Source organism: Nitratifractor sp. (assembly GCF_015487065.1).
GTDB lineage: Bacteria > Campylobacterota > Campylobacteria > Campylobacterales > Sulfurovaceae > Nitratifractor.
Window position 1 is genome coordinate 1 of sequence record NZ_WFQN01000047.1, and the last position, 13,962, is coordinate 13,962.

Annotated in this window: 12 protein-coding genes; 2 read left to right on the top strand and 10 right to left on the bottom strand. The window is 52.2% G+C overall.

Going from position 1 to position 13,962, the window contains the following annotated elements; genetic code table 11:
* From F8I07_RS02375 to F8I07_RS02405, 7 genes are all read right to left on the bottom strand, one after another.
* The coding region (locus tag F8I07_RS02375; RefSeq protein ID WP_292655248.1) for a DUF6858 family protein at positions 1–284 on the bottom strand (284 nt) is incomplete at its 3' end.
* An 84-nt stretch (positions 285–368) separates the two neighbouring features.
* The gene (gene hemH, locus F8I07_RS02380) at positions 369–1,304 is read right to left on the bottom strand and encodes a ferrochelatase (RefSeq protein WP_292655251.1); all 936 of its coding nucleotides are present in this window, start codon (positions 1,302–1,304) and stop codon (positions 369–371) included.
* Between the two features lie 159 nt (positions 1,305–1,463).
* Positions 1,464–3,116 carry an ATP-binding protein gene (locus F8I07_RS02385; protein ID WP_292655254.1) on the bottom strand — a complete coding sequence of 551 codons (1,653 nt, stop codon included), beginning with the start codon at positions 3,114–3,116 and terminating at the stop codon, positions 1,464–1,466.
* 196 nt (positions 3,117–3,312) lie between these two features.
* Positions 3,313–3,852 carry a histidine phosphatase family protein gene (locus F8I07_RS02390; RefSeq protein WP_292655257.1) on the bottom strand — a complete coding sequence of 180 codons (540 nt, stop codon included), beginning with the start codon at positions 3,850–3,852 and terminating at the stop codon, positions 3,313–3,315.
* An 11-nt stretch (positions 3,853–3,863) separates the two neighbouring features.
* Positions 3,864–4,253 carry a hypothetical protein gene (locus F8I07_RS02395; RefSeq protein ID WP_292655259.1) on the bottom strand — a complete coding sequence of 130 codons (390 nt, stop codon included), beginning with the start codon at positions 4,251–4,253 and terminating at the stop codon, positions 3,864–3,866.
* 17 nt (positions 4,254–4,270) lie between these two features.
* Positions 4,271–4,792: a PAS domain-containing protein gene (locus F8I07_RS02400; RefSeq protein WP_292655262.1), complete on the bottom strand. Its 522-nt coding sequence runs from the start codon at positions 4,790–4,792 to the stop codon at positions 4,271–4,273.
* A 2-nt stretch (positions 4,793–4,794) separates the two neighbouring features.
* The gene (locus F8I07_RS02405; protein ID WP_292655265.1) at positions 4,795–6,858 is read right to left on the bottom strand and encodes an ATP-binding protein; all 2,064 of its coding nucleotides are present in this window, start codon (positions 6,856–6,858) and stop codon (positions 4,795–4,797) included.
* 277 nt (positions 6,859–7,135) lie between these two features.
* Here F8I07_RS02405 and F8I07_RS02410 point away from each other — a divergent pair, with 277 nt between their 5' ends.
* Both F8I07_RS02410 and F8I07_RS02415 read left to right on the top strand, forming a co-directional pair.
* Entirely contained in the window at positions 7,136–8,167 is a 1,032-nt protein-coding gene (locus tag F8I07_RS02410) for an arginine kinase (RefSeq protein ID WP_292655269.1), read from the top strand.
* Positions 8,168–8,210: 43 nt separating this feature from the next.
* Complete coding sequence (locus F8I07_RS02415; protein WP_292655271.1) at positions 8,211–9,128, top strand: ribonuclease Z; 918 nt, start codon at positions 8,211–8,213, stop codon at positions 9,126–9,128.
* A gap of 6 nt (positions 9,129–9,134) precedes the next feature.
* On the opposite strand, the gene F8I07_RS02420 is transcribed toward F8I07_RS02415, so the two are convergent.
* The 3 genes from F8I07_RS02420 to F8I07_RS02430 form a co-directional block, all read right to left on the bottom strand.
* On the bottom strand, positions 9,135–9,407 hold the full coding sequence (locus tag F8I07_RS02420; protein WP_292655275.1) for a hypothetical protein: 273 nt from the start codon (positions 9,405–9,407) through the stop codon (positions 9,135–9,137).
* A 74-nt stretch (positions 9,408–9,481) separates the two neighbouring features.
* Entirely contained in the window at positions 9,482–13,354 is a 3,873-nt protein-coding gene (locus tag F8I07_RS02425; RefSeq protein ID WP_292655277.1) for a translocation/assembly module TamB domain-containing protein, read from the bottom strand.
* On the bottom strand, positions 13,351–13,962 hold a 612-nt coding region (locus F8I07_RS02430; protein WP_292655280.1), incomplete at its 5' end, for a BamA/TamA family outer membrane protein. The genes F8I07_RS02425 and F8I07_RS02430, both read right to left, overlap by 4 nt.

A 13,962-nucleotide genomic window follows, 5' to 3' on the forward strand; every position in this document is an offset into this window, starting at 1 on the left:
ATACTCCGGGGGCGGACTGCCGCCATTTCGGGAATGGGCAGCTCTTTGCCGAAACAGAAGACGAGCAGTTTGACATCGATAATTTCAGGGTCCATTTTATGCTCGGGGAGATTCTTCGTGTGGGTGTAGTGATCGAAGGTGGCGATGTAGGTGGCGACGGGATGGGCTTCGACGGTCTCTTTCAGGTAGGCGATGATTTCGTCGGTAGTGTCGAAACGGGCTTCGTCTTTGCCGATCTCGGCCGCCTGGATGGGATAGGTGTCTTTGATGGTCATGCTTTTCATCTATATTCCTTTGTTATTGTTTTAAGAAGGAAGAATTATAGCTGAAAATGAGAATTTTACTCTTTTGAAGAAAGATGTCCAGACTCAGATCGTGCCGAGTTTCTCCGCGATAAATGCGGCGAAGGCCTCTGAGTCATTTGGGCAGGCAGCCACACGATAATCTTCGTAACCGATCTTCTCCGCGATCCGGCGATGTTCCCGATCCAGTTCGAAGAGTGTCTCACTGTTGTCCACGGTAAAGGCCAGGGGAAAGATCAGCACGTTCAGGTTCTCCGGACGGCGCAACACGTCCGCCAGATTGGGCTCCAGCCAGGCGGCGTTGCCCACTTTGGACTGATAGGCGAGTCTGATATTTCTGAAGTGCAGCCCTCGGAATTTCAGATAGGTCTTGAGCGCCGAGACGTTGGCCTCTACCTGCTTCTCATAGGGATCACCCGCTTTGATAATGCTCATGGGCAGGCCGTGGGCCGAAAGGACCAGATCGTACTCTTTCGTCTCGATACCCTGGGACGCTTCGGCGATTCTGTCTGCCTGGATCTCCAGGTAATCGAAATCATCATAGTAGGGATCGATCACCCGGATTTGGGGGTGATACCCCATCGCTTCGCAACGCGCTTCCACATCTTCCACTGAAGAGCGTGTCGTCGTCGTGGAGTAGTGAGGATACATCGGGAAAAGTACCAGCTCTTCCACCCCCTCCTGCTGAAACTCCCTCAGTGCAGCGTCGGCAAAAGGCGGCACATAGCGCATGGCGGGTCGGACAGGGAGACCGCTGCGCTCTTCGGCCTTGGCCGCCAGGGACCAGGTGATCTCGGTCAGGGGGGATTTGCCGCCGAGTTCCCGGTAGTTCTCTTCTGCCTCCTTCAGACGTTTTCGAACGATCCGGTTGCCGATCATTCGACGCATCCAAGGGTTGATAGGCAGGATATTTGCATCAGCGAACATATTGCGGAGAAAGAGTTCCACTTCGCCGATATTGTTGGGACCACCCATATTGAGCAGCAGCACGCCTCGTTTCATCTATTTTGCCTTCTCCTGGAGTTTGGGGAATGTTATCATATCCCCGAAGCTGATGCAACAGAAAGCATCGACCGCTTGACGAAGAGAGGGGGAGAGAAGATTTCTCCGGGGAATGCACAAAAGAGAAAGTCTGCCCCGCTGCCGTACACAGGAGGCAAATCAGGAACGGATATAATCGTAGAGTTTTTTTCCGTAAAAATCGTAGCACGAGATCATTCCGAACGTTCCGGACAAACTTTCAGTTTCCAGGGAGAGGAAATGCTCCTCGACCACGAGCGGACGGATCCCCTTCTCCTTGCAATTCTCCAGAACTTTCGGAGAGAGAAAATCTTCAAAAAGCAGCAAATGTGTCAAGGCAGATTCAATCTCCTCCGGCTTTTCGAGCCTCTTGATACGATCTGACGATACCCCGAAAGCGGTGAGATAGCGCATGATATTGACAACGATCGACACCTGGTCTGCAGGAGCTAGAATACCGATCCTGATACCTTGTGCTTCGACCGGATCGTGAGAAGGACCGCCCCGATGTCCCTTGATCGGGAGATCGAAAGAGAAGAGGCTTCCCTGCCCCGGTTTGCTCTTCAGCCGCAATTCCCCGCCCATCTCTTTGACGAAATCGGCGGAGAGGGAGAGCCCCAGGCCGCTCCCCCCGTAATGGATCCGAGTTGTGTCGTCTGCCTGAGTGAAGGGTTGAAAGATCGCCGCCTGGCGTTCCTTGGGAATCCCGATACCGCTATCTTTGATTCGGCACCGAAAGGAGTACTCTCGCGGCAGATATTCGATGCTATATTCAATAGAGCCCTTCTCGGGTGTGAATTTGACCGCATTACCCAGGAGATTCATTAGAACCCGTTTGAGCTTCACGGGCTCGAGAAAAAGCTTCTCCGGTAGCTGTGGATCGACAAAGATAGAGTAACGGATTCTCTTTTCATACATTTTTGCCGAAAAGAGTTCTGCGATTTCCGCGAAATAATTCAGGGTCTCTATCCAGGAAGATCGGCTGCTTTGCTGAATCCGCCTTTCAGCGATGTTGTCGAGGATCGATGTGGTCAGCTCATTGATCAGTTCGGCACTCTCCCGGGCATGGGTGATATATTCTCTGAGGCGTCGATCCCGAATCTGTTCGTGCAGCAGATCCAAAAAACCGGCTAATCCGTTGGCCGGGGTACGGATATCATGAACAAAAGCAGCCGTAGAATCCAGTATTTTGGATAGTTGGCTGCATTCCGGCGTTTGCGCGGCCTTTTCCCCGGAATCGACAAGAGGTTCTTTGACACTTCTGTTCTTTTCATGCCAGCCGATGCTTGCCGGATTATTTCCCCGATTTACAAGCATTTTGACAATCCATTTATTCAAAAAGGGAACCAGCGTCTGAAAACGTTCGATATCCTCCCGGGAAAAACGTCTGCTCGACCAGATGAGGGTGTAACATGCCACGATACCGATCAGTCGGTCTTCGTCAGTTGTCAGCGGAATAAAGAGTCCCGATTTGACCGCGAGAGCGGTGGGATTGTCTATGGTCGGATCATAATCTTTTTCGGCAGCCAAGGCATTGTAGAACGCCGGCTGTTTCGTCTGGAAACATTGATAAAGCAATCCCCGTTTCTTCTGCACTGAGACTTCCCGAATCCCCTCGTGATGTTCCCGGATCAAACGCGGATCTTCATTGAGCCAGACCGCGGCAATATCGACACCCATTACTTTTCTAATCAGTGATTCAAGGATTCGGTTGATCTCAAGATTATCCTCGGGATAGTGCTCGATCTCACCGGCGGTTTCCTGAAGAACCGCCTGCACCATTTCAAGATCCATAAAAGAAAAATCTCCGTCGTTTTATACAAAGTCTAGCATAAAACGACTGTGTATATTGAAGGGAGAATGGCACAGAATACGTAACGCTTTGTTTTTTGTCCAAATGGGGAGATAGGAAACAGATCAAAAGGAGCAGGAGCTTTCGGGAAGAGGATGGCCGCCCCCCTTCACCCTAAAAATCCGGGTTCCAGGAGGCTTACAGCTCTTCGCGGGGCAGTTGGGCCCGGATCTGAGCGGGCATATAGTATTCGAACTGTTTGGGATAGATGAAAAAATCCATTTGCCCGCTCTTTTCGTTTAGCTCTGCCCAGGAGTCGATCTCGAAATCGATCGCGACGATTCCCATCGTCGGGAAACGGCTGAGATGCTCATTCATCAGTGAGTTGGCCACCTCATGCAACTGGGGAGAGTGCCCGACGACAAAGAGCTTTTCGACCTCCGATTCCTGTGCAGTGATGATTTCCCGAATACGGTCGGGCGGTGTCAGATACAGCTCCCGCAGATAATGCTTTGTACCGGAATACTCTATCTCTTCGGCCAACAAATCACAGGTTTGCTGTGCCCTAAGCGCACAACTGGAGAGGAGTAGATCGGGACGAATGCCCCGTAACCGCAGATAGGCTCCTATCGTCCGAATATTCTTCAGACCGCGGGAAGAGAGTCCGCGCTCAAAATCCGCCAGTCCCGGTTCGTCCCATCCCGCCTTTGCGCTTCGGATCAGATAGAGTTTCTTCATCGGAGACTCTTTTAGATTCTGGCCAGTTCGTCAGAGATCTCTTTGGCCGCCTTGTCGATAATCATTTTTGCCAGAGCGATATTTCCGTCATCTCTGAAAACGCAGAAGAGATCGATTTTGGCAAAGCTGTTACCATGATGTTCTCCGGCACTTTTGACCAGCATGACATGGCCGTCCTGGGTCCGGGTCTCCAAAGAGGCCGCTTCGGCGAAACCGATATCCAGACAGGTCTCGGAAATCGTCCGGAACGCATCGTTGAAAATGGTTGCCGCATAGGCGATATCCGTACCGGTGTGCTCATTTTCTATATAGAGAGTCTCTCCGGTATAGTTGAGGACGGCAGAGCCGAGATAGCCGTTGACCTTCGTCAGTCGTTTCATTTTTTCATCAAAGTTGATCATCGTTTTTACTCCTTGTTTTATTTGTTCAGATTTTGCATATAGGCGTTGAAGCTCTCGCTATCTGTAATACCCTGCTCCGCCAGAAAAGCATCAAAAGCCTTTTGGGAGGCTTCGACCCCTTCCTCTTTTTCGATTTTCAGCAGTTTGGCGTAAAGGGCTTTTATTGTCTCTTTGGCGTGGTCATTCACCCGGCGACGGGTCGACATATAGTTGCGGAAAGACCCGTCGGGGTTTTTCGCCATTTTGACCGTGGCCAGTACCCAATAGTAGCTTCCGTCTTTGCAGAGGTTCTTGACATAGGCGACGACGTCGCGTCCCTCTTTGATATTGTCCCAGAGGTATTTGAAGATCACTTTGGGCATATCGGGATGCCGCAAAATAGAATGGGGCTGTTCCATCAGCTCCCCCTGGGTATAGCCGGAAATTTTGACAAAAATCGGATTGATATAGGTGATTCTGCCTTCGGCGTCTCCTTTGGAGACGATCATATCCACATTGGAAACTTCTCTCTCAACATCGGTAGGGGTCGGTCTTTGCATAGTTACTCCTTGAAATTGGTATGGGGTTGGATTTCACGGACGATCGAGACGATCTCCTCTTTTTGAAACGGCTTCGTCGCCAGATAATCAAATACATCGTGGAGATCCGTTCTATCGACATCACCGGAGATCGACACGGTTTTGATACGATGGGGTCCGGCCTTTTTTTCTATCTTTCGATAATGCCGGATCATCTCCGCTCCGTTTCTGCCCGGCATATTTCTATCCGTAAACAGCAGATCGAAAGGTTGCCCCTTTTCCAGAGCTTCGATCAGGCGCTTCTCACCTTCCGTTCCGTCGTAGGCGGTTTCGATATGACAATACTCTTCGGCCAGCATGGTCCGAACCAACTCCACACTGATGCGATCATCATCGACGATCAGGGCCCGTACCGGCTGCCGCTCAGCTACGAAAGCGTACAAGGTCTCTCCATAAAATCCGTATTGAGAAACAAGCGACGCCTCCGGGATCTCAGACGCTCTGAGTGCGAGGAAATTCTCTTCGACAATCAGCGTCGGTAGCGACCGACCTTGCCCCTGCTGCCATGCTTTCAATGCAGGCAACGTACTTTCGAAGGCAATGAGATGTGTCGTATCTCTGGGGATTTGATCGGCGGAGAGGACCGCTTTGACCTGCTCCGGCTTCAAGCCCATTTTTACAAAATATTTTGCGATATTTTTAGCGACAGGCAGATTCTCTCTATGGAGCAAGACCGTCACGGCGAGGGAGGAGGTCTTGGAGAGGGAGAGGAGTTTAGGAGCGGAATCGACAACACCGACGGGCAGATCGAAGAAGAAGGTGCTTCCCCGGTCCACTTCGCTTTCCAGTGAGAGTTTTCCTCCCATCTCACGGACATAATCCGCCGAGATACTCAATCCCAGTCCGGTACCGCCGTAACGTGCTTTTGTCGTCTCGTCGGCCTGCGTAAAGGCACGGAAAATCTCTTCCTGCTTCTCTTTGGGGATTCCGATACCGCTGTCACGTACGGAGCAGTGGATTTTCTTCTCTGCGCTGATATAACTAACCGAATATTCGATCGTGCCCTTCTCCTGGGTAAACTTCACCGCATTGCCTAGAAGGTTCATCAAAACCCGCTTGAGTTTGCCGGCATCGATCTCGATCTCCCGGGGCAGATTGGGATCGATGAAAATATTGTAATGGATCCCCTTTTCGTACATACGTGCGGAGAAGGTCTCACCGATTTCGGAAAAATATTTTGAAGGGCTGACCCGCTCTTTGGGGGAATGTTTTTGCAGACGCATGGAAAAACTGTCCAGGATCGAAGTGGTCAGATCGTTGATCATTCTTGCACTCTTTTCCGCGTGATCGAGATATTCACGCAGACGGGGATCCTCGATCTGCTCCTCGAGAAGTTTCAAAAACCCCAGGAGGTTGTTGGCAGGGGTGCGAATATCGTGAACGATAGCTGCCGTTTCCGCTTCGATTTGAGAGAGGGAAGCGTTCTCTTTTTCGGCCGATTCCAATGCTTCCAGTCTGCGAACGATATCGGTACTGCGTCGTCTCAGTCCCGAATCAGCACTCCCCCCTTTGCGACGATCGCTCGGAACACTCCTTCCCCGGTTTTTCTGCATCGTAATCATCGCTTCGATGATCACGGGAACGATCGTTTTGAAGCGCTCCAGCTCTTCACGTCCGAAATTCTTGATCTTTTTGACAGAAGAGTAGCAGGTTACGATGCCGAGGAGATCCTCCCCAAGCAGAAGCGGCAGAGTGATTTTTGATTTGATTCGGATATCGTCCGGATTGTCGATCGAAGGGAGATAGCCTTTTTCACTGGTGAGATAGTTGTAGATTGCCGGTTCTTTCGTCACGAAACAGCGATAGAGCAGCCCCTGCTTCTCTTCCATCGATAAGCTCTTGACCCCTTTTTCTCTTTCGCGAACCAGCAGGGGATACTCGTTCATCCAGATCGAAGCATACTCGGCACCTGTGACTTCACGGACGAGCGATTCGACGGCCCGGTTGATCGCGAAATTGTCATCCCTCGTGCTTTCAATCTCTTCGGCAGTCTGCTGAATCAGCTCTTTTATCTTTGCGGTATTCATTATTAGGAGACGACACCTCTCATAGATATGTGTAAACTTCTCTATCCTCTTATTATATACTATATGAACACTCTGAATAACGTGCAAGAGAGGTTTTCAGAGCACTCTATTGTTTTACAGAACGATGATCGTGCACTTGGATAGAGAAATACGGAGGGGATTGTAGCACTAAATTGTATGCCAATTCTAAACAGACTCTGTAGATTATCCGCTACGCTCTGATCTATTTCCCTGTATGATATCCTAATAGATCGAAATCCCATCCGAAAGAGTCCTGATGAACGGTTCACAATCATCCGACAAAGATCGATCGGCACTGCAGCGTTATTTGACTCCCGAGATCTCAGAGAGACTCCAAACAAAAAAAACCTGCTACGGCTATACCCTGGAGCAGCTGATCCGTTCCGGGGTAGAGAACCCCGACAGCTCCATCGGGGTCTATGCCGGAGATGAGGAGAGCTACGAAACCTTCGCCCTCCTCCTCGATCCCATTATCCGGGAGTATCACCACTACGATCCGGTTACCGGGCATCACCGGAGCGATCTGAACCCCGCCCATCTGCGGATCTCCAATCCCGATCCGGAAGGAACATTCATCCTCTCCACCCGGATCCGGGTCGCCCGCAATCTCCACTGCTTCCCTTTCGGTCCTGCCATCGCCCGGCGGGAGCGGCTCATTGTCGAGTGTCTGATCGCCGACACGCTCCGAGAACTCACCGACGAACTCGCCGGCCGCTACTATCCCCTCAGCGGAATGGACCAGGCGACCCGTCAGCGGCTTATCAGGGATCATTTCCTCTTCAAAGAGGGAGATCGGTTTCTGGAGAGCGCCGGACTCAACCGGGACTGGCCCGAAGGCAGAGGGATCTACCATAACGACGACAAAACCTTCCTGGTCTGGGTCAACGAAGAGGATCAGCTGCGGATCATCTCCATGGAGCCCGGCGGCGATATCGCCCGGGTCTTCACCCGCCTCGTCCGGGCCGTTGCGGAGCTGGAGAAGCGGCTCACCTTCGCCTACAGCGAACGTCTAGGCTATCTGACCAGCTGCCCCACCAACCTGGGGACCGCCATGCGGGCCAGCGTCCATATCCGCCTGCCGAGGCTCTCGGCAGATCCCGAACGCTTCCGCCGGATCTGCGACCGTCACCATCTCCAGATTCGAGGGGTCCACGGTGAACACAGCGAAAGCGAAGGGGGAATCTGGGATATCAGCAACCGCCGACGTCTCGGGATCACCGAAGTGGAGGCGGTCACGGAGATGGCCGAAGGGATCTCCGCCTTGATCGAAGCGGAAAAAGCTCTTTGAACCTTTTTGCCTCCGTATTCCCGTCAAGCAAGCAGGAGAAAAGATGGAACTGACCTTTCTCGGTACCTCGGCCGGAGTCCCCACCCGCCGGCGCAACGTCTCCGCCCTGGCGCTGCGCCCCCGCCAATCTTCCAATTGGCTGCTCTTCGACTGCGGGGAAGCGACACAGCATCAGCTTCTCAAAACCCCGCTGAGCCTCTATCGCCTGCAGCGCATCTTTATCACCCATCTCCACGGCGATCACGTCTACGGACTCTTCGGCCTGCTAGCCTCCCGGGGAATGCTGATGAGCGAAATGCCCCTGGAGATCTACGGTCCTACGGGATTGCAGGAGATGCTCCAAACCGTCATGCGTCTAAGTCAGCTTCGGCTCCCCTACGATCTGGCAGTCAGAGAGGTCTCGGCCGGAGAGTCGCTGGCATTTGGCGACTACCGGATCGAAACGATTGCCCTCCACCATTCCATCACCTGCTACGGTTATGTCTATACCGAAGCGGATCTCCCGGGCCGTTTCGACCTCGAAAAGGCCCGAAAACTCGGCATTCCCGAGGGTCCTCTCTTTGGAAGGCTACAGCGGGGAGAGTCTATCACGTTGCCCGACGGACGCCGGGTGGAGAACCGGGATGTTCTGGGAGCTCCCCGGGCGGGACGCAGAGTCCTCATCGGCGGGGACAACGACCGCCCGGAGCTTTTTGCCCCCTACCGCGGTGCGGATCTGATGATCCACGAAGCGACTTATCTGCAAAAGGATTTTGATCGCCTGCCCAGGAAGTTTATGCATACGACTGCCAGGCAACTGGGAATTGCGGCGGAGAAAATGGCAATCAAACGTCTTGTGGCGACACACTTCAGCCCTCGCTATGACAATGAAAAGAAGATGAAAGCGATCGAGGAGGAAATTAGGGAAAATTATCGGGGAGAGCTGACCCTCGCATCGGATTTGATGCGAATCGGGCTCTGACGGGGCTTAGGCCTCTTTCTTCTTGCGGGGTTTGGGGAGAAGCTCTTTAAACTGCATATAGTTGATTTTCATCACTTTACCGTTTTTTCTGACGGGGAGTTTTCCTTCTTCTTCGAGAATCTCATTGAGTTTGTTTCTCGCTTCAGTTTGGGACATATGTTTGACCAGATAACGGGCGGTCTTCTTGACCTCGGGGTCTTTCAGAAGCTGTTGCATCGGAGTAAGCGTTTCTTTTTTCTGTTCTTTAACCGCTTTTTTTGCTTTTTCAAGAAGAGACATTGTTTATTCCTTTTAAAATGATTTTAGCAACAAAATGATATCAAAATTTTTTCGAAAAAAGACTTAGAAAAACCTCAAAACTCTTTTCGATAGATGATATCGGCACTTTGGGATTCGCTTCCGATACTGATATCGGTTTCCGTGTGTGCGGAGTGTTGAATACGAACGATCACTTTCGGTTCTCCTTCTCTCTGATCATACAAAAGCGTAATCTTGTCAGTGATCTTTTTTCCTACTTCAAAACCGTTGGAGGTGACGATAAGTGTATCAACTTTCAAACCGATGTTTCCCAGGATTGATTTGGCGATTCCGCCGCCGACGATGCTCAACATATTTCCGGCATTATTACCGGAATCCACCGTATCAAAAAGGATAAAAGAGAGGATCTGATCCCGGGTCATAAAGGGCGAGCTGGAAAACTGCAGACTCGGCTCCGTCGCCGAACCGCTGACACTGATATAGATCGTGCGGCCGTAGCGGCGATAGACCAGATTGATATCCAAAAGCGGGCGGGTGGGGTTGCCGATGAAATTGATGCTACTGGGTGAGAGGACAAATTTTTTGCCCTGGAAGATGTAATAGCCCTCTTTGGCCAGGGCGATCGAACCAAGCATCTGGAGATCTCCGTCGAAGGATTTGATGAGGCTCATCTGCGGGCGCAGCTCCACTTTGACATTTTTTTGGTGAAAAACCAGAGGTTTTTCACTCTGGATATAGAGAGTCAATTGCACATTTTTTCTGAAAAAACTCCCCTGATTTTTCTTCAGATGCTGAAGGATGACGATATCCTCATCTGTCGCATAATGCTTCGCTTCGAGATTGTAATTGACCGTTCCTCCCAGAAGGACAATCTTCCCTTGGGCTTCGATCTTATCCGCGAGGATTTTCCCTTTGATATCTACGGAACTCTCCAGATTTACATATTTATGTTTGAGTTTGAAACGGGCGGCTTTGGCCACAAAATTTCCCGCTTTTTTTTCGGGATCATATTGCCCCGTAATTTTCAAAGAATCATTTATCCAGAATTCCTGCAGTCGGATCGTTCCTTTTTGCATCATCAGATGTCCGGGTTTGGTAGCGTAGAGAGTCAATCCGGCCGTTTCAAGATGATATTTTTTCAAGGTTAGGCTACGCTTTTTCAAATCACCTGAGACAAGAAGTTCGATATTGTTGATCGGTGCTTTGATCCGTGCGCTACTGTCGGGAATGAACTTTTTAGATCGCAACTCAACGGTGGCCTGCGTCAGCTTCTCCAGCATCATTTTGAGCGTCAAGTCTCCGTCGAGTTTCGGATCGGGAAAGGGGTAGATCCGACTGATATCGAGCATCATTTTCCGGACCGATGCGGTATGGAGCGTTGCCTCAATCCTCTCCTGCGGTTCGCCGGTGATGTCCAGACGGCTACCGGCGATGCCGAGCGTTCCTTTGAGCTCTTTTCTCTTTTTCATATAATCGAGATTTCCCTTGATCACTCGATTTGCCAAGGCCATCCGCCACGATTTTTCCGTTTCATCGATAGAGATTTTCAAGGGTTCCAACGCAGAGAGTTTGAGTTTGGGCAGCCAGCTTTTGAGCAGAGAATTTTTGGGAAACGTCCCCAGAAACTTTGCATGGAGACGACTGTCGTAACGGAGCGTTCCTTTGAGAGTCGCCACGTTGGAGCTCAGGGTCAGATTGCTCTCCAAGGGCAACGGCTTGGAGAAATCGACGGGCATCTCCGCCGACAGATTCACCCGCGTCCCCTGCAGTTTGGCCGGCAGTTTGATGTAGCGTGCCGGCTGTAGCGCCCGGCTCGTGCGGAGACTCAAACGCCCCGTTTTGAAATCGGTGCTCTCGAAACGGCCGAGGAAAGGTCCGGCCTGCAGTGTCGCCGAGAGGGCGCGGAGATCTCCCCGAAAATCGATACGCGGCCGTCCCAGCATTTTGTCCAATTTTTCATTGCCGGTACGGATCCCGTCACTCTGAACGCGTCCGGTATAGTGTAACGCCCCTTCCTTCCCGGACTGCACAACAGCGGAAAGGTGCAGTGCCGTCTGGGGAAGCGAGGCGTTCATCTCCTCGAGCACCGTGTAGTTTCCTTCGCCGAAATCGGCCTTGAGTCGGGTGAGGGAGCGAGAGATATCTACATTGAAATTGCCGTTGTTCTCCGCCAGGATCTTCCGGGCATGAAAGCGTACCCGCAGATCGGCTCCCTTCTCATCCGCTTCACCCGTCAGGATTAACGGACTGAAAGCTTCGGCTCTCAACGGGAGTTTGAGGAAGCGAAAGAGCGCCGCTTTGGCTTCCAGTCGGCTACTGCCGTTCTCATCGAGAATCAAACGATTATCCTGCACCGTTCCCCGCAGCGTCGCCCGCAGCCAATTGGCATCCGTTTTGAGTTCGAGGGTTCCGCGGCGAACCCGGGCTTTGTCCAGATCGATGTGGAGTGAGTCACCTAAAATTTCACTGCGATTCACTTCGAAAGTCCCCAGTTTGAAAGGACGCGCAGAGAGAAAGAGACGATCCGCTTCGAGCTTTGGGGGGAGATAGGGAATCTTGATTCCTTTGGGTGACGACTCGGTTTTCTTGTGATTTCCCGCTTCGTTGCCGGCGATCTTTCGATGCGATTTTAACCAGGACTGGATCCCCTCCACGTCGATTGCTTTGAGATTCAATGCCTGCAAACGGATCCTCCGGGAATCGATCTCGGCCTTCAAGTCGCCGTCGAAGAGGCCCGTAGCGAGTGACAATCCTACCCTCCCTTTCCGAATCGCTTTTCGCTTCAGGTCAAGCTGTAAATTTTCGATAGCGGCATGGGCTTGGCGATATTTTATCCCCTCCAGGGTTCCGGGTTTCACTGCGATTTGCAGGGCCTTGACCTCCAACTGATCGGGCAGAAAAGGCATCGAAGCGCTTGAAGCGTTTTTGTCGGGAGCGGTACTTGTGTTGTTTTCCTCCGCTTTGGTTACCCCTGCCAAAATCTTCTCCAGATCCAGCCGGTCGATCGCTCCTTTTTCCAGGACCAGACGCCCGGGGTTGGCCCGGAGTGCCAGACGGGCCCGGGCCAGATCGCTTCGGAGGGAGAGACGGAGTTCCCCGCCGTTGATCCGGCGATGATCCAGATCGACATCGAGTCCTTCTCCTTCGACACGGGTGCGCTCCAGGTGTATGCCTTCCGGCAGTGTGTAGGGACGCAGAGAGAGCCGAAATTTTTCGGCTTTGATCTCTCGGGGCAAAAAGAGATTCTCCACCGATGAATCTTTGACCGAAGCGGTAGCATTCTCTTCGGCAGACTTTTGCGGTATCGAAGCGGTAGCGTCGTTGTCCAGGTGTCGGATCAGCGCCTCGACTCCCTGGAGATCCAGGCGGCTGACGGTCAAGGTTTTTACCTGCATGATTCGTCGATGATAGGTCCCGAGGAGATCGATGTATCCCAAAGAGGTCGCAGCCTTCTGATGGAGCAGCCCCACGTTAAAGCGATCGGTATCGTAATCGATGGAATCGATGGAGAGCTCTTCACGGGAGACTTTCACCCCGTAACGCTGAAAAGGCAGGAGCGTCAACCGGATATTTTCCAATCGAAAGGCAAAGGGAATTCCCGTGTCACTTTCGGTTTCTTGTGTCGGTTCGTGCAGGGTCGGAGCGATGAAGTCTTTGAGCATCGGCTCAAGCACATCCACATCGACGCCTTCCAGTTGAAGACGGGAGACGGTGATGCGCCCCTGCAGGAGGGTATAGGGGTTGATTCGTAGGCGAATCTTTCGAGCCAGAAGCTTGCCTTTGTAGGTCAACGCATCCAAGGTCACGCCTGCCAGGGGATTGCCGGAGATCTTTCGATAGTCGAAATGGTATTGCGGGGCATATTTGCGCGCCAACTTGTCGATGAGATAGGGAGAGTTGAGCGCCAGATAGAGCCCACTCAAGAGAACGAAAAGAAAAAGGGCCGAGGCAATGAGGAACTTTTTCAAAACGACTGCCCTATCATAATACTGATCCGGTTGATGGAAGGATCGTGGATATTGACTGCAAAGTCGAGTTTGAGCGGTCCGATAGGGGTCTCATAGCGTAAACCGACCCCTGCAGACTGGATCCAGGCGCCTGAGTAGTCATAGCTCTTTTCCGAGATCTGCGTCGCATCGAAAAAGAGGCCGCCGTAGATCTTGTCCCAGATGGGATACTGGGCTTCGAGGGTCAGATTGAGCCAGGTCCGGCCTCCGATACCCAGATCCTCGGTGGGCGAGACGGTGATCCCGATATCCCGGTCCCTGTAGGCCCGGTTGCTGTAGGAGCCGCCGGCGTAGAAAAACTTCGACGCCGGCAGTGACGCCCTGCCTCCGTCATCCAGGACCCCCGCGTGGGCCACCCCGGCCAGAGTCAGATGCCCGAAGCTGCGGATGTAGTGTCCTTCCAGCATCGCTTTGTAATAGGGGTTGCTCTCCTCCTCACCCATACTGTAGCCGTATTCCAGGTAGCCCGCGAGGTAATAACCGTTGCGGGGATCGGTCCTGGAATCCCGGCGGTCATAGGCCAGATCGAGATAGCCGTAGGAGAGGTTGAAGTTTCCGGGATAGACATC

Coding starts and splice junctions, on each gene's coding strand:
- hemH (WP_292655251.1), bottom strand. CDS start 1,304: ATGAAACGAGGCGTGCTGCTGCTCAATATGGGTGGTCCCAACAATATC.
- F8I07_RS02385 (WP_292655254.1), bottom strand. CDS start 3,116: ATGGATCTTGAAATGGTGCAGGCGGTTCTTCAGGAAACCGCCGGTGAG.
- F8I07_RS02390 (WP_292655257.1), bottom strand. CDS start 3,852: ATGAAGAAACTCTATCTGATCCGAAGCGCAAAGGCGGGATGGGACGAA.
- F8I07_RS02395 (WP_292655259.1), bottom strand. CDS start 4,253: ATGATCAACTTTGATGAAAAAATGAAACGACTGACGAAGGTCAACGGC.
- F8I07_RS02400 (WP_292655262.1), bottom strand. CDS start 4,792: ATGCAAAGACCGACCCCTACCGATGTTGAGAGAGAAGTTTCCAATGTG.
- F8I07_RS02405 (WP_292655265.1), bottom strand. CDS start 6,858: ATGAATACCGCAAAGATAAAAGAGCTGATTCAGCAGACTGCCGAAGAG.
- F8I07_RS02410 (WP_292655269.1), top strand. CDS start 7,136: ATGAACGGTTCACAATCATCCGACAAAGATCGATCGGCACTGCAGCGT.
- F8I07_RS02415 (WP_292655271.1), top strand. CDS start 8,211: ATGGAACTGACCTTTCTCGGTACCTCGGCCGGAGTCCCCACCCGCCGG.
- F8I07_RS02420 (WP_292655275.1), bottom strand. CDS start 9,407: ATGTCTCTTCTTGAAAAAGCAAAAAAAGCGGTTAAAGAACAGAAAAAA.